The sequence below is a fragment of the Flavobacterium sp. genome (assembly GCF_031422135.1).
Taxonomy (GTDB): Bacteria; Bacteroidota; Bacteroidia; order Flavobacteriales; family Flavobacteriaceae; genus Flavobacterium.
On sequence record NZ_JANOQD010000030.1, the window covers coordinates 190219 to 207789 of the forward strand.

The following is a 17571-nucleotide window of genomic DNA, read 5'->3' on the forward strand; positions in this document are numbered from 1 at the left end:
CTTAAATCAAATTCATTAAACAAATATCGGAAATAATTCGTTTTTAGAAATGTTTATTGTGAATTATTTACAAAGCAAAAAGGTATTAAAAAATGACGAATCAAATTTTAATACCTTTTTATAAATTATAAAATAAATTTATTTTTTATCAGGATTGTTTAAGACACTGTTTTTCTTACTGTACGCAAAATAGATAATCAAACCTAATACTAACCAACCCGCTAGTCTTAACCAGTTTGTCCAACCTAAACCGTAAATCATTGCCAAACAAACTACGATTCCTAAAATAGGAACAAAAGGAACAAAAGGTGTTCTGAATTCACGTTTCATTTCTGGGTTTGTTTTGCGTAAAACAATAACGGAAAGACATACTAAAATAAAGGCAAATAATGTTCCAATGCTTGTCATATCTCCAACAATATCTCCAGGTACAAATGCAGCAAACAATCCAACTATTACTAAAATAGCAAGATTAGCTTTGTATGGCGTTTTGTATTTTGAATGCAAGTCTCCGAATGCTTTTGGTAACAAACCATCTTTACCCATTGAATAGAAAACCCTTGATTGCCCAAGTAACATTACTAAAATAACAGAAGTAAATCCGAACAAAATGGCTACCGTAACAAACTGTGCTAACCAGCCATATCCTTCCATTGAAGAAGTGATTGCATTAGCTACAGAAGCTTCTTTTCCGCCTGTTCTGAAAAACTCTACTGATTCTAGACCTGTTAAAACGTGTGCAAAAAGAATGTATAAAACAGTACAAACAGCCAATGATCCTAAAATTCCAATAGGCATATCGCGTTTTGGGTTTTTAGTTTCTTGTGCAGCAGTACTTACTGCGTCAAAACCAATAAATGCAAAGAAAACAGTTCCAGCGGCTCCAAGAATCCCCATTATTCCACCATAATTGTGCCCAACTCCTGCATCATCGGTAAATATTGACGGTTCTGGAATATAAGGTGTGTGATTTACAGGATTGATAAAACTCCATCCAAAAACGATAATCATAATTACAATAGAAACTTTTATAATTACAATGATTCCATTTACAAATGCTGATTCCTGTGTTCCTTTTATTAACAACAAACTGATAACTCCTACAATAAATAAGGCAGGTAAGTTTATAATTCCACTTTCTCCTAAGGCAGAAGTTTGAAATGGCGAATGCGATAACGAATACGGTATTGGACTTGTATGGAGTACATTGACCAGTAAATTATTCAAATATTCACTCCAGGCTATTCCTACTGTCGCAGCACCTACTGCATATTCTAGAATTAAATCCCAACCAATAATCCAAGCTAAAAGCTCACCCATTGTGGCATAAGTATAGGTGTATGCACTTCCAGAAATCGGAATTGATGATGATAATTCAGCATAACAAAGTCCCGCTAATGCACATCCTATTGCAGCTACTATAAATCCTATAGTAACTGATGGACCAGCGTTTTGAGCAGCAGCAGTTGCTGTTCTTACAAACAATCCAGCACCAATAATAGCTCCAATTCCTAGGGCAACAAGTGACCAAGCGGTTAACGTTCTTTTTAATCCTTTTTCTGATTCAGACGCTTCTGCAAGCAAAAGGGATATTGATTTTTTCTTCCAAATAGACATATAAATAAATTTTTGTTTGGTTTTTAGTGTCCCAAAAATAGGTTTTTTTAGAAACATTTACACTAAAAACACATTTTTCTCTAATTATTTTAACAAAAGTGCTTTTTTAAAACCAAAAACCAACTGTAAACCAAGTAAAATGATCTCTAGTTTCTGGAGACCAACTGTGTTTTATTTCTATAGGACCAAGGAGTGTTTCAATCCCATAACCAATCCCGTAACCAGAGAATTGAGGTTTAGACACCCAAATTTTATTTTCAAAAATATTGTTTCCAATATTAGCATAATTCATATTCCAATTGATGTGATTTTTTTTAACAAACTCATAATCTATGCTAAATGATGCTTTGACGTAACTATCTCCGGATAATTCTAAAAAATCATACCCATAGAAAGGTTTGAAATTGTTTATTTTGTTAAATCCATAGCCTCCTAGTACAAAATCAAATACATGATTTGTACTTTCGCCAAATACAAATCCACCCTCAGTTTGAAGTTTTACCGAAAATTTTTTATAAAAAGTTTGAACAATAGCTGCATCCGCTTTAAAATTTGTAAAGGGATCAAAATTATTATAAAAATCTGATGAAGAGAAAAAATATTGTGCGTCTCCCATAAAGGACCATCCTTTTTTCGGAAAATACTTATTATCGAAAGAATCGTATTTTAAAAACCCTACAACCGATGTATACCAGCTTTTGTCAAAGTAAGCTGTGATGTTTTGAATGGAACTTGATTGTATTGTAATATACTTGTACTCAAGTCCTGTACCAATAAGAAATTTATTTGCAAATAGTGTTTGCATATAGCCTTGGTTTGAAAAATCAGAATAATCAATATTAATAGTCTTTAGCCCTAGTCTATTAATGATGTTATTCCCATTAAAATCTGTTTTACTATTTTTGTTAAAAGTGTTTAATCTTGATTTGAAACCAAAACTCCAATTAAAGCCATTGTCAATATAATAGTCTAAGTTGTATCTAAAATTATCTCCCAATATAAAATCGAATGATGCTACATCGTTCTTAAAAAGCAACTTTTTTTGAGTTAAGTTTATTAAAACACCAGTTTTGTATAAGTCGTCGTAATGCAAACTGAATTTTAAATTGGTCTTTATTGGATTTTCTCGAATATCAATAACTAGTATTTCGCTTTCATTCTCTTTTATGAGTTCATAATTTATAGCGCTAAAGTTTTGTGTTGCGTTTAAGTTGTTGATACCATCGTGAAGATCAGTATAATTAATTTTAGTCCCTTGTTTAAAACGTAACTTCCCTATTACATAGGATCTGGTATAATTTTTTAATCCTTTAATAATAATATTTTTGATAAATAAACTGTCTACCTTGTTTGAAGAATCATTGACTTTAATGTAATTTGTTCTTAGTTTTTCTAGTTTATCTTTAAGCAAGTTAGCGGCAATTTGTCCTTTTTTGATAATAGTTTCTCCTTGGTCAAAAGAAATCACAGTAAATTCTTCTACATTTGGTCTGATATAAATATCTGTTTTTTCTATTTTTTCTTTCATTTTTTCAATCATTTGAAAATTTGAAATTTGAACCAGAACTCCCGTTGCTCCATTAATTTCATCTCGAGTTTTTAATCCGTCTTGAACATCAACTCCAATAATAATAGTAGCTCCCATTTTTCTCACTTCTTCAACGGGATAATTGTTAGCAACTCCACCATCGATATAAATTTCCCCATCAATTTCCACAGGAGAGAACAAGGATGGGAAAGCACTACTTGCAGATAGGACTAAGGGAAGATTACCACATTTAAAAACCTTTTCTTTTCCAGTCTCAACATTAGTGGCTATCGCAAGAAACGGTATTTTTAGTTGATTAAAATCTCGAATATGGCGAAAATTGTGCGTCAGTTTACTTATTAAATTGTAGTTGTACAGCCCTTTGGAAAGCCCTTTAGGTACTGATAATTTGAAATTTTTGAAAGGTAGATTTAAAGCATACATTTCATCGTTTCGTTTTTCGTAAAATGTTTTATTGTTACGAGGTACAAAGTCTTGAATGAGCTCGTCAAAATTGGTTCCTCTAAAGATGGAATCCAGTTGGTTTGCAGAGTAGCCACAAGCATATAATCCGCCGACAACTGCTCCCATACTGGTTCCGCCTATGTAGTCAATTTTGATTCCTGCTTTTTCAATTTCTTTTAAAACACCAATGTGTGCAAAACCTTTGGCTCCGCCACCACTTAAAACCAAGCCAATTTTTGCTTTTTTGATAGTGTCTTGAGCTTGTAATGTGAAATATGAGAAACAAAAAATAATAGGCAAGAAATAAAAAACACTACTTTTTATTTTTTGCATATTTTTTGTTTCTGTTTTAGAAAAGTGAACCACCTTTTATTCTTTAGTTTTGTAAAAGTCGTGAATTTTTTTTGCTTTTGATGCGCCAACTACGTCAGAAATTTCATTTTCTAAGGCTAATTTTAATCTTTTAACACTTTTGAAATGTTTTATTAACATTTCCATTGTTTTTTCGCCTATCCCTGGAATGTTGTCCATTGAGGAAACCAGTGATGCTTTGCTGCGTTTGTCTCGGTGAAAAGTGATTCCGAATCGATGCGCCTCGTTACGTAACTGCTGAATTATTTTGAGTGTTTCCGATTTTTTATCGAGATATAATGGTACTGAATCTCCTGGATAAAACAGTTCCTCCAAACGTTTTGCAATTCCTATTATGGCAATTTTACCACGCAAATCGAGTTCGTCCATAATTTTTAAGGCCGATGACAATTGTCCTTTCCCGCCATCAATGATTATTAGGTTTGGCAAAGGTTGATTTTCGTCTAACAATCGCTTGTATCTTCGATAAACCACTTCTTCCATCGATGCAAAATCATTCGGGCCTTCAACGGTTTTTATATTGAAATGGCGGTAGTCTTTTTTGCTGGGTTTCCCGTCTTTAAAAACAACACAGGCTGCTACAGGATTGGTTCCTTGAATGTTGGAGTTGTCAAAACATTCTATATGGCGCGGTTCAACCGAAAGCCGCAAATCTTTTTGCATTTGTGCCATAATTCTGTTCACGTGGCGTTCAGGATCTACAATTTGGAGTTGTTTGAGTTGCTCAATCCTGAAAAATTTCGCATTACGAGTGGATAAATCTAGAATTTGTTTTTTGTCACCCAGTTGTGGAACGGTTATTTTTAGGTTTTCGCCCACTTCAACCTCAAAAGGGACAATAAGTTCTCGGGATAGTAATTTGAAACGTTCCCGAAGTTCGATTATGGCTAATTCCAATAGTTCTTGATCAGATTCGTCTAGTTTTTTCTTGATTTCTAAGGTATGGGAACGGATAATCGATCCGTGTGAAATTTGCAAGAAATTCACAAAAGCGGCTCCTTCGTCTGAAACAATAGAGAAAACATCAATATTGGTAATTTTTGGATTTATTATAGTGGAACGTGACTGATAATTTTCGAGAACTTCTATTTTTTCTTTGATTTTTTGGGCTTCTTCAAAATGCATATTCGTTGCCAAATCAATCATCATACGTTTAAAATCCTTCATTGATTCTTTGAAGTTTCCTTTTAAGATTTCGCGAATGGCATTGATTTGAGTTTGGTAATTTTCTAAGCTTTCGTATCCTTCGCAAGGACCTTTGCAATTGCCAATATGATATTCTAAACAAACCTTAAACTTGTTGGTTTCGATGTTTTTTTGGCTCAAATCGAAGTTGCAAGTTCGCAACGGATAAAGTTCCTTTATCAAATCTAAAATGGTATGTACAGTTTTGAAACTGGTGTAAGGGCCAAAATATTCGGAACCATCTTTTATCATTTTTCGCGTTGGAAAAATTCTCGAAAAGGGTTCTTTTTTGATGCAAATCCATGGATAAGTTTTGTCGTCACGAAGGAGTACATTGTATCTTGGCTGCAATGTTTTTATCAAATTATTTTCTAAAAGCAATGCATCACTTTCTGTAGGAACCACTATGTGTTTGATGGTGACAATTTTCTTGACTAAAACATTGGTTTTGGCCGTGTCGTGCACTTTATTAAAATAGGAGGAAACTCTTTTTTTTAAGTTTTTGGCTTTTCCAACATATAAAATTTTGTCTTCTTTGTCATAATACTGATATACTCCGGGATTATCGGGTAGGGATTGTATTTGTAGTTCAAGAGAAGGAATTGTCATTTTGATTGCAGATTTTTTGAAATTAGATGAAAGAGCAAAGAAAAAAGACTTCAGATTTTATAGATTGCTCTCTTTTTCGGCGATTTTTTGCTCGATAAATTCTTTGTGGCGTTTAACCTCTGATTTTAAAATTTTGTCGATTTCGGAATCGGTCAGTTGGGTTCCGTATGGTTTTTCAATTATATCATCTTTATTAAAAATAACTGTGTAACTCAAAATGTTGAAATTGAAACTTACAAATGATTCATAATCAAAATTATCAAAGCCAATATTTTTAAAATTTTTAAAATTTGTTTTAAAATTAATAAAATTTGTGTTTTCAGTTATTAGCTTCTTAATCCCTTCATAATAATATTTAGTTCCTAAAATTTTATTTTCAATTTCAACAGTAATCTCTTTATTTAAATAAAAAACATCAAATTTTGATAATTTAGAAAATAATCTTAAATGTAAATGTACTATAGTCAAATCAAAAATTTCTTTAATCACTAGTAAAGATTTTACTTTTTCAGATTTTTCGCCAATAAAATTAAGCCTCTGCTCCAACAAAGCAATCTCCTTATCTAAATCATCCTCTTCCTCAATGTTTTCTCCATTGGCTCCTGCAATCATAATATCTAAAGAGCGAATTAAATTTTGAGCAATGTATTCCAAAAAAGATTCTAAATTTCCTGCATCGGCAAGTTGTAAAACGGCAAAATAATTGTCTTTATCTTGTGTTTTTATAATTACTGGCGGATAACCAAATTTCATTAAAATAAAATTCATTATGATTCTAGCTGTTCTGCCATTTCCATCATCAAAAGGATGAATTCTGATGAATTTGTAATGAAACTCTGCGGCTAATAATATTGGATTTAATTTTTCTAGTATTTTTTCATTATACCAAACCAACAAATCATACATTTTGGCTGGGGTTTCTTCGGGTGTGGCAAAATAGAAAATCTCACCTGTTTTTGTTTTTACATGATTTGCTGATGTTTTGTAGCTACCTATATTTATTCTCTTTTTGGTTGGTTTTCCATCTGGTGTAATGGCATCAACTTCATAAGGTTCTTTTAATAAAAGCGAGTGTAGTTCTCTAATGAAATTTTCGGTTAATGGATAATCGCCTTTTACCACATCAATCACCCAATTGATGGCTTCATTATGTCCCGTTATTTCAAAATGATCTTTAAGCGGTTTCCCTTGAGCCGTAATTCCAAATAAAAGTAACGCTTTGGTTTCCCCATAGGTTAGCGTATTTCCTTCTAAATGGTTAGAATGATAATTCCAATCTAAACGAAATTTTTGCATTATTCTATCTTCTTGTTCCTTATTAATAGGGCGAAGCTTGTCTAAAATTGATTTTAATTCTAATGCTTTTGTTGAATTTTCCATTTATCGTTTGAATAAATTACTTTTCAAATTTACAAATTCAAATGTTTAAAACCGAAAAACAACCCACAACTTATAATTCATAATTCATAATTTTCTATATTTATACTTTTATCCTAATATATGACGCACCACGAACGCAAAAACATTACGATTTTAAAAGAAACCATTTTGCCTGGCGAAAGCAAAACCATTAATATGGAAATTGCTAAACTCCACACAATGACAAAATTGAAAATTCCAATTATTGTGGAAAGATCCAAATTTGAAGGCCCTACAGTTTTGTTTTCAGCGGGTTTGCATGGTGATGAAATTAATGGAATTGAAATTGTAAGGCAGATTATAACCCAAAAAATCAACAAACCAAAAATAGGAACTATAATATGCATTCCTGTAATTAATGTTTTTGGTTTTTTGAATCAAACACGTGAATTTCCTGATGGTCGTGATTTGAATCGGGTTTTCCCAGGAAGTAAGACTGGCTCATTGGCAAGTCAATTTGCTCATTCTATTTTAACTGAAATAATTCCTCATATTGATTATGCAATCGATTTTCACGCAGGCGGCGCCAGCCGATTCAACGCTGCACAAGTGCGAATTGTGCCAGACAATTCAGAGTTGAAAGCTTTGGCCGATGTTTTTAACGCTCCTTTTGGATTGTTTTCTAAAAATATTTTAGGCTCGTTCCGAAACTCGTGTGATAAGTTGGGCGTAAAAATGCTGCTTTTTGAAGGCGGAAAATCTATAGATATTAATGAAGAAATTACCAATGAGGGATTAGAAGGAACTAAGCGAGTTTTGCATAGTTTGAAGATGCTAAATGCTAGAAAGAAAGTTTCATTTCCTGAAAACAAAACATTGTATATTGAAAAATCAAATTGGATTCGTGCGAAACACTCTGGGATGTTTCACGGATTGACAAAAGTAGGCAGTTTTGTTGAAAAGGGACAAATTCTAGCTAAGATATCAGATCCTTACGGAAAAGTAGAGCATATATTAAAATCGCCAAATGCTGGATTTATCATTAATGCAAACGATTCGCCAATAATATATCAAGGCGACGCTATTTATCACATTTCTAACACAACAGGAAATGAATAAGAAAGAATTGAGAATAAAATACAAAGCAAAAAGGAACGAACTATCCCAAAATCAAATAGAAGAAAGATCAATAGCTATAGCCAATACTTTGTTGCAGTTAGACATTTGGGAGAAAACCTATTTTCACATTTTCCTTTCCATAGAAGAACAAAAAGAAGTGAATACAGAATACATTTTACACATTTTGCATGGAAAAGATAAAGAAATTGTGATTTCAAAAGCGGATTTTGAATCTCGAGAAATGGGCCATTATTTACTGACAGACAATACTAAAATCAAAAAAAACAAATACAATATTCCAGAGCCTATTGATGGTATTCACGTTCCGATCAATAAAATAGAAGTGGTTTTTGTTCCGCTATTAGCTTACGACCTAAAAGGAAATAGAGTGGGGTATGGCAAAGGATTTTATGATGCCTTTTTATCACAATGCCATCCGAAAACTATAAAAATTGGGCTTTCTTTTTTTGAACCTGAAGAAGAAATTCTAGATTTTTTTGAAAGCGATGTGAGATTGGATTATTGTATAACTCCAAAAGAAATTATATGTTTTGCTATATAGAAGAAATAATTTAACAAAATAATTTTTAGGAACTACGAAGTTCCGAAAGCTTTTTTGTTAAAAACAATCAAAATTCCCACGCCAGTTGATATCGCAAAATCGGCAACATTGAAAATGGCATTAAAAAAAGTAAACGGTTTTCCGCCCCAAACAGGAATCCAAGTTGGTAAATTACCGCTCCAAATAGGAAAATAAAACATATCAACCACTTTCCCGTAAAACCAAGTCCCATAAGGTTTTTCATTAAGAAAAGTTGCTACAGTAAAATCGCTACTGTTAAATATTTTACCATAAAAAACAGAATCTATAATATTTCCAAAAGCACCAGCTAATATTAATGAAATAGCAAAAATTAAAATTGATGAAGCCTGATTTCTAACAGAATACCATAGCCAATAGCCAATACCTCCTACAGCAAAGATTCGAAATATAGTCAAAGTTAATTTGCCATAAGCTCCGGGAATTTCTGCTCCCCAAGCCATTCCTTCGTTTTCTATAAAAAGAATTTTGAACCAAGACAAAACTTGAACTTCTTCGTGTAAAACAAAATGTGTTTTGACATATATTTTTGACAATTGATCTACTAACAAAACTAGAAATACAACAAAATAAGCTTTCTTTAAATTCATTTTAATAAAATTATTTCGCAAAAATAAACATTATTATATAAAAAACGCCCCAAAAGGAGCGTTAGTACATTTATTTTTCAAAAAAAATTAACGTTGCAAGTTCTTCGCTTCAATACTCATAGTAGCGTGAGGTACAATTCGCAAACGGTCTTTGTTTATCAATTTTCCAGTTACTTTACAAACTCCGTATGTTTTACTTTCGATACGAACTAATGCATTGCGTAAATCGCGAATGAATTTTTCTTGACGAATCGCCAATTGTGAGTTTGCTTCCTTACTCATCGTTTCACTTCCTTCTTCAAATGCTTTGAATGTAGGTGATGTATCATCAGTTCCATTATTCAAATCATTCATATAGGCACTTTTTATAAGGTCTAAATCGATTCTTGCTTTTTCTAATTTTTTGTTAATTATTTCTTTAAACTCTGCTAAATCAGCATCAGAAAATCTTATTTGTTCATCTACCATAATCTCTTTTATTTTGAAATTAAAATCATTGTTTTTACATCATCAAACTCAATAATCGTACCGTTTTCGATACGTTCTAAAAGCATTAACTCGTTTGTGAGTGTCTCAGATTTAATATAATCTTGGTTGTCTAAAATGGCTTGGTTAATTATGTCATTTTTTTGAACGGCAACTTTAATTTTATCTGTTACATCAAAACCAGCTTCTTTTCTAAGATTTTGAATTCGGTTTACTAATTCTCGGGCAATTCCTTCTTTTCTTAATGCATCAGAAATTGTAATGTCTAATGCTACGGTAATTCCGTTAGAATTTGCAACCAACCAACCTTCAATATCTTGCGATGTTATTTCTACATCTTCTAAAGTTAAAATTACACTTTTTCCAGCAATTACAATATCTAGACTACCTTGATTGTCTAATTTATTAATTTGATCTGGTGTTAAAGCTTGTATTTCTTTGGAAATCAGCCCCATATCTTTACCGAAACGTGGGCCTAATGCCTTGAAATTAGGCTTAATTTGCTTTACCAAAACTCCTGAAGCATCGTCCAAAAGCTCAATTTCTTTTACGTTAACCTCAGCCATAATCAGGTCAGCAACTGCTTCAATTTCAGCTCTAAAAGCATTGTTAAGCACTGGAATCATTACCTTTTGTAGTGGTTGACGCACCTTAATCATTTCTTTCTTTCTGAGTGATAATACTAGTGATGAAATGATTTGCGCTTTCTCCATTTTACTCTCTAACGATTTATCAACAAAGTTTTCAACTGATTTTGGAAACTCTGCCAAATGTACACTGTCATAATTTTCTGACTGTGTTGCTAAAGTTAAATCTCTGTAAAGTTTATCCATAAAGAATGGAGCCACTGGCGCACCTAACTTACTCACGGTAAGCAAACAAGTATATAAGGTTTGGTAAGCCGCAATTTTATCTTGTGCATATTCCCCTTTCCAAAAACGGCGACGACACAAACGAACGTACCAATTACTCAAATTTTCTTGAACAAAATCCGAAATTGCACGTGTTGCTTTAGTAGGTTCATAATCAGCATAAGCATCATCGACTACTTTTATCAACGTGTTTAATTCCGATAAAATCCAACGATCAATCTCTGGTCTTTCGTTAAGCGGAATTTCTGCTTCGGCATATTTGAACTCATCAATGTTAGCATATAACGCAAAGAAGGAATAGGTATTATATAATGTTCCGAAGAATTTGCGACGCACTTCTGCAATTCCTTCTAAATCGAACTTTAAATTATCCCACGGATTGGCGTTCGAAATCATATACCAGCGTGTAGCATCTGGACCATATTCTGCCAAAGTTTCAAAAGGATCGGCAGCGTTTCCAAGACGTTTAGACATTTTTTGTCCATTTTTGTCCAAAACTAATCCGTTAGAAACAACGTTTTTATAAGCAATTTTATCAAAAACTAATGTCGAAATGGCGTGCAAAGTATAAAACCAACCACGCGTTTGATCGACACCTTCGGCGATGAAATCGCCTGGAAAATCTTTATTTTCGTCAATTTTGTCTTTGTTTTCAAACGGATAATGCCATTGTGCATAAGGCATGGAGCCTGAATCGAACCAAACGTCAATCAGATCAGATTCCCGTTTCATTGGTTTTCCTGAAGTAGAAACCAACGTAATTTCGTCCACTACATTCTTATGCAAATCGATTAAGTCGTAATTTTCTTCAGACATATTCCCGATTTCGAATCCTTTGAATGGATTTTCTGACTGAAAACCAGCTGAAACTGATTTTTCGATTTCGTTGTACAATTCTTCTACTGAACCAATAAGAATTTCTTCAGTTCCGTCTTCGGTCCGCCAAATTGGCAATGGAATTCCCCAATAACGAGAGCGAGAAAGGTTCCAATCGTTCGCGTTTTTCAACCAATTTCCGAAACGACCTTCGCCAGTGGCTTTGGGTTTCCAGTTGATGGTTTCGTTGAGGTCGAACATTCGGTCACGAACTTCGGTAATTTTTATAAACCAAGAATCCAGTGGGTAATACAAAATAGGTTTGTCTGTTCTCCAGCAATGTGGGTAACTGTGGACATATTTCTCGACTTTAAAAGCCTTATTTTCTTCTTTTAATTGAATGGCAATTTCCACATCAGCAGAGCGTTCAGGTGCTTCACCATCATTATAATATTCATTTTTAACGTATTTTCCAGAATAATCGCCCAAACCTTGAATAAATTTTCCTTGTAAGTCGACTAATGGAACGGGGTTTTCGTTTTCGTCAAGAACTAACATTGGCGGAACTTCAGGTGATGCTTCTTTAGCAACTTTGGCATCATCGGCACCAAATGTTGGAGCGGTGTGCACAATTCCTGTTCCATCTTCGGTGGTTACGAAATCGCCAGCAATTACTCTAAACGCGTTTTCAGCATTTTCATAAGGCAATGCCAATTTCATTAATTGTTCGTAACGAATTCCGACTAAATCTGCACCTTTGCATTTTGATATGATTTTATAAGGAAATTTACCTTTTCTATATTCTAATGATTCTATATTTTGCTTAAAAGATTTTTCAAATTCATTATTAGTATTAGAATTTAGAGCAATTTTATATTTTTCAATTTCTAAATCAATATCTTTTTGAAATTCTTCATAACTTTTTTTAAATCCGTTTTGAGCAATAGTATCTGTTCCATTATAAAATAATTTTCCTGAAAATTGCTTTTCTAATAAATTTTCAGCCAATATAACATTAACAGGCTCAGATGTATATTGATTAAAAGTTCTAACCAAAACATAATCTATTTTTGGCCCGACGGTTAATGCTGTATTTGATGGCAAAGTCCAAGGCGTTGTTGTCCAAGCAAGAAAATAAAAATCCCCTCTCAAATTTTCTCGAGGAGTAGAATCTAGTTTAAATGCTTTTAAAACATCGTTGCTAGTTCCCCCTTCGGGGGTTAGGGGGCTTTTGAATTGTGCTACAACAGTCGTATCGGTAACATCACGATACGAGCCAGGTTGATTGACTTCGTGCGAACTTAATCCTGTTCCTGCTTTTGGAGAATACGGCTGAATAGTGTATCCTTTATACATCAAATCTTTGTTATAGATTTGTTTCAAAAGCCACCAAACCGATTCCATATATTTGGGTTTGTAGGTCACATACGGATTTTCCATATCGACCCAATAACCCATTTTTTCGGTGAGATCGTTCCACACATCGGTGTAACGCATGACGGTTTTTTTACAGGCTTCGTTGTATTCTTCAATTGAGATTTTGGTTCCAATATCTTCTTTGGTGATACCGAGTTCTTTTTCGGTTCCTAATTCTACAGGTAATCCGTGTGTGTCCCAACCAGCTTTTCGTTTTACTTGAAATCCTTTTTGGGTTTTATATCGGCAAAAAATATCTTTGATGGCGCGTGCCATTACGTGATGAATTCCTGGCAATCCGTTGGCCGAGGGTGGTCCTTCAAAAAAAACGAATGGTGTATTACCTTCGCGAGTGGTTACACTCTTTTCAAAGATGTTTTCTTTTTTCCAAAAATCAAGAACTTCTGACGCTACCGTTGGTAGATTAAGTCCTTTGTATTCAGTAAATTTAGTGCTCATTTTGTTCTTTTCTTAAATCGTGGTGCGAAAGTAAGAAATTAAGTCGAAAGTCGAAAGTCGAAAGTTGAAAGTTTTGGTTGCGTGAGGGATAGCAGTGGAAAGCCCACAGCCTGACGAAGGAAGAGCGAGGACTTGTAACGGATAGCCCGACCCAGTTTTTTGCTGGGTCACGCCCTAATGATTTTAACTAAAAACTTCTTTTAGTACTTCGAGAGATTTTGGTTTTTTGAATCCATCGAGATGAATGGTGTAGTAATCGATGAGAATTCTCAATAGGATTTGGCGTTCGATGACGTGAAATGTTTTTTGGTTGTTGTCGAATTTGAGTTCAAGGAGTTTTTTAAACAAATTAGTTTCGTGTTCAGATAAGGAGCTTGTGGCTTGAAATGGCGAAAATCGTCCTTCATTTAATTCAAAATGTTTTTGATCAATATCTAAAGTGTCTGGATAAAAGCCTAAATATTTTGTGATTTCGAGCATAAGAATCAAATGGAAATTAGCGATTTCAGTATGATTGTCAAGCCAGTTTAGGGCAGTTTCTAGAAATGTGAATAGGTTTTCGTTTTTTTCTTCTTCGTGTATGGAATAGTGAAGTATTTCGGAGATAAACATCACGATGGTAGTTTTTACTAAATCGGTATGAATGGTTTGAAAGGGTTGTGAAATTTTTATTTCTTTAAAACTTTCTAATGTGCCTTTGTTTTTATGAATGGCTTCAATCTCTAGTATTGATAAGGGCTGGAAATAGGCGATTTTTTGGTTGGATTTTCGGGAAGAAAAGGCGTCACGAACAAAATAGGATTTCAAACCATCGGAAAGGGTGAAGCATTTGACAATCAGGCTTTTCTCTTGGTATTTAACGGATGAAATAACGATAGCTTTGGTTTTGACGAGCATATAGAATTACAAATTTTGAATTACAAATTACGGTTTTGGGATTCGTAATTTGTAATCCGTAATTTATCTTATTATCATTACTTTTTTGGTTTTGGTCAACAGTCCATCTTCGGTAGAAACAAAAATCATATATACTCCTGAGACCACTTTGTATTTTCCGAAGGCTTTGGTGTCCCAAAGTATAGTACCGCCTTCAGCGTTGGCTTCGTGCACCAAATTTCCTTCAATATCGGTTATTTTTACGTTTGCCTTATCTGTTAATCCCGTAATGCTAACAACCCCATTGAATTCTGGGCGTACTGGATTTGGGAAAGCATATACATTATCAAGGTTTTCGGCCCCTTTTGTTGCAAATCCTTTGTAGGAAACCAAGCCAAATTCTGTCGCGATATAAACCTCACCCGTTATTGCGTTAATATCAATATCGTTGATAACATTGCTGGGTAATGGTGAGTTTTCTTTTGTGAAAATATTATAGGTTTGTTGTCCGTCTGGAGAAATAAAAAACACACCAGCGCCATTTGTTCCTATCCATTTATTATTTGCACCATCAACAACAATATCAGTAATAAATTGTTCGTAAAGTAGTTCTTGCGCCAACCCATCTTCTACAATTATTATTGATTCGGATTTAAGATTGTCTTGTGTTAAAAACGAGTCTGCACTTTGTAAAACTCGGAGTCCTAAAGTCGTTCCAATCCATATTTTGTTAGTATTGTCGATAGCAACAGCGCGAACATCTCTTGTTGGAAGATTTCCTTCGCTTTCTCCTTCATCTATTCTTAGAGATCTGTTGTTGTAGTTTTCGTTAAACCCAACTAATCCTGAATAGTTAGTTACTAGCCATTTGGTATCATTTTTATCAATAGCGAGTCGTCCAAAACTTATTGAAGAAGGGTTCAATGCGCCAGTTAATGGAAATCCTTGCCATTGACCGTTTGTTTTTAGTACTTGTAATCCATTTGCAACTAATGAGTTTGTCATCCAAAGATTTCCACTCTTGTCAAAACCAGAGCCATTTGTTCTAATATCATTAGGTATTTGACCAATGATTGATTGTAAACTGCTATTTGAGGCATTATAAATGATGGATGGCAAATTGTTTTCAAATTTTAATAGTCCAGAATAATTAGAACTGAAGTATACTTGATTTTCATTCTTTGGATTTATAGCAATTCTTGTAATTGATAATGCATCAAATAAACTTTCATAAGGGGTTGTTGTCCATAGGTTATTCGAATCATATTTACTTACTCCCAAGGCATCTAATGGATATGGATTATAATCTCCACTATAATCCCCATATACGGCCCATAATCCTTTAGAATAGGTTTGAATTGCAAAAATTTTATTTCTAACAGGACTATTAGGCGTTATGTTTTCAAAAACGACTGGGTTGTTTAGTGTTGTGCTAAAAACGCCATTCTCTTTTGTGCCAATATATAGTTTGTCACTTATTATGGTGGCGCAAGTAAATTTTGCTTGTAATGAAGTGGGAATCGAAGTTACTCGTGAAATTTCAACCAAGGATTCGTTATAAGCATAAATAGCATTTGGTGTTGTTATGATTAAAAAATTAGTATTGAATCTAGTGTCTACTGGCACTTGAGGGTAAGTTGCAACAAAGATAGGAGTGTCGCCATTAAACTTATACAGACTTCCAACTGTTGTAATCGCAGTGAGTTGTGAACTCATAGCCTGAACACTTAACCAGCCACCAGGAGAAATTAAAGTCCATTGATTGAAATCGATGAGGTTAGTGTTCGTTATAGAGGCTTTTATTAATCCATAATTAACAGCAACGGCATATATAAATCCATTGAAAATTGTTGTTTGTAGGATTTCTATATTTGATCCTCCAGGCCCAACAAAATAAGTGTCTCCGAAGGATAATGTATTCATATCAAATACTGTAACACCAAAATCAGTAGCGATATAGATTTTGCCTTGGTATTCAGTGAAGTGATTTATTTTTTTCTTATTTTGTGGTACCGAAGGCTTGTTTAAAATATCCACAATATTAAGTACGGCTCCATCTACATCATTTACGACAATTACTAATCCATCAGTATGTCCTAAAATGGTTTTTTTAAACGTATCGCTGTGGTATATTTGTGATATTTCTTGTCCAGATAAACCTTCAACACTAGATACTTTAGTTGTATTGGTTCCTAAAATGTCTTTTTTAAAATAAGCATTGTCCGCTGCTGCATATACTTGTGAGGTGCTTTGTGATAAGTCTTTTATTGAGTTATACGAAAAATAACCTTGCCACAAAGAATTTTGTTGGCTGTAGCAAAAAGTGATAGTAAGTAAAAAAACAGTTTTAAAAAAGTACTTCATTAGAAATCATTAAATTCATATACAAATATAATACAAAACGTATTTATTTTGTTTTTAATATACGACTTATAAAAAAAGCGTTCCCCTAGGCGAACGCTTTATTTTTTAACAACAAAAAGAGTTAAACTACTCCTTGGCCTAACATTGCATCGGCTACTTTTACAAAACCAGCTATGTTTGCTCCTTTTACATAGTCCACATATCCATTTGCTTCAGAACCATATTTCACACAAGAAGCGTGAATATTCAACATAATGTTTTTAAGTCTATCATCAACTTCTTCAGAAGTCCAAGACAAACGCAATGAGTTTTGTGACATTTCAAGTCCAGAAGTGGCAACGCCACCAGCATTTGAAGCTTTTCCTGGCGCAAATAAAATTTTTGCGTTTTGAAAAACAGTTACAGCTTCTGGGGTTGATGGCATATTAGCGCCTTCAGCTACACAGATGCAACCATTTGCCACAAGTGTTTTTGCTTCTTCTTCGTTTAGTTCGTTTTGAGTTGCACAAGGTAATGCAATATCACATTTTACTTCCCAAGGTTTTTTTCCTTTGATGTATTTAGAACCTTTGAATTTTTTTGCATATTCTTCAATTCGACCACGTTTTTCGTTTTTCAACTCCATGATGAATTCTAATTTTTTTGCATCAATTCCTGCTGGATCGTAAATGTATCCGTCAGAATCCGAAGTGGTGACAACTTTCGCTCCAAGTTCAGTGGCCTTTTGAATAGCGTATTGAGCTACGTTACCAGAACCTGAAACCACAACCGTTTTCTTTTTGAAAGAATCTTTTTTGGTTTTCAACATTTCTTCAGCGAAATAAACTGTTCCGTAAC

The 17571-nt window shown here is 33.8% G+C and carries 11 protein-coding genes and 1 pseudogene; 2 read left to right on the forward strand and 10 right to left on the reverse strand.

What is annotated here, in order from left to right; genetic code table 11:
- Window positions 1-138 precede the first annotated feature (138 nt).
- The 4 genes from RMO70_RS05180 to RMO70_RS05195 form a co-directional block, all read right to left on the reverse strand.
- Window positions 139-1617: an amino acid permease gene (locus RMO70_RS05180; protein WP_310555352.1), complete on the reverse strand. Its 1479-nt coding sequence runs from the start codon at window positions 1615-1617 to the stop codon at window positions 139-141.
- 106 nt (window positions 1618-1723) lie between these two features.
- A complete protein-coding gene (locus RMO70_RS05185; RefSeq protein ID WP_310555353.1) occupies window positions 1724-3943 on the reverse strand; it encodes a patatin-like phospholipase family protein in 2220 nt (739 codons plus the stop codon).
- A gap of 36 nt (window positions 3944-3979) precedes the next feature.
- Window positions 3980-5776 (reverse strand): excinuclease ABC subunit UvrC, encoded by a 1797-nt coding sequence (gene uvrC / locus RMO70_RS05190; protein ID WP_310555354.1) that lies wholly within the window; start codon window positions 5774-5776, stop codon window positions 3980-3982.
- A 57-nt stretch (window positions 5777-5833) separates the two neighbouring features.
- A complete protein-coding gene (locus RMO70_RS05195) occupies window positions 5834-7156 on the reverse strand; it encodes a Fic family protein (RefSeq protein WP_310555355.1) in 1323 nt (440 codons plus the stop codon).
- A gap of 120 nt (window positions 7157-7276) precedes the next feature.
- Between RMO70_RS05195 and RMO70_RS05200 the strand changes: the two genes are divergently transcribed.
- Together RMO70_RS05200 and RMO70_RS05205 are read left to right on the forward strand one after the other, a co-directional pair.
- A complete protein-coding gene (locus RMO70_RS05200) occupies window positions 7277-8254 on the forward strand; it encodes a succinylglutamate desuccinylase/aspartoacylase family protein (protein WP_310555356.1) in 978 nt (325 codons plus the stop codon).
- A complete protein-coding gene (locus RMO70_RS05205) occupies window positions 8247-8816 on the forward strand; it encodes a 5-formyltetrahydrofolate cyclo-ligase (RefSeq protein WP_310555357.1) in 570 nt (189 codons plus the stop codon). The genes RMO70_RS05200 and RMO70_RS05205 overlap by 8 nt, the downstream gene beginning before the upstream one ends.
- A gap of 32 nt (window positions 8817-8848) precedes the next feature.
- Here the strand turns inward: RMO70_RS05205 and RMO70_RS05210 are convergent, their stop codons facing one another.
- From RMO70_RS05210 to RMO70_RS05235, 6 genes and pseudogenes are all read right to left on the reverse strand, one after another.
- The gene (locus RMO70_RS05210) at window positions 8849-9445 is read right to left on the reverse strand and encodes a lipoprotein signal peptidase (protein WP_310555358.1); all 597 of its coding nucleotides are present in this window, start codon (window positions 9443-9445) and stop codon (window positions 8849-8851) included.
- 87 nt (window positions 9446-9532) lie between these two features.
- The gene (locus RMO70_RS05215; protein ID WP_310555359.1) at window positions 9533-9913 is read right to left on the reverse strand and encodes a TraR/DksA C4-type zinc finger protein; all 381 of its coding nucleotides are present in this window, start codon (window positions 9911-9913) and stop codon (window positions 9533-9535) included.
- 8 nt (window positions 9914-9921) lie between these two features.
- Entirely contained in the window at window positions 9922-13494 is a 3573-nt protein-coding gene (ileS, locus tag RMO70_RS05220; protein ID WP_310555360.1) for an isoleucine--tRNA ligase, read from the reverse strand.
- Window positions 13495-13677: 183 nt separating this feature from the next.
- Entirely contained in the window at window positions 13678-14391 is a 714-nt protein-coding gene (gene recO / locus RMO70_RS05225; RefSeq protein ID WP_310555361.1) for a DNA repair protein RecO, read from the reverse strand.
- Window positions 14392-14454: 63 nt separating this feature from the next.
- Window positions 14455-16734, reverse strand: a complete 2280-nt coding sequence (locus tag RMO70_RS05230; RefSeq protein ID WP_310555362.1) for a T9SS type A sorting domain-containing protein — start codon at window positions 16732-16734, stop codon at window positions 14455-14457.
- A gap of 121 nt (window positions 16735-16855) precedes the next feature.
- Window positions 16856-17571: pseudogene (locus RMO70_RS05235) on the reverse strand (glutamate dehydrogenase); the annotation flags it as partial.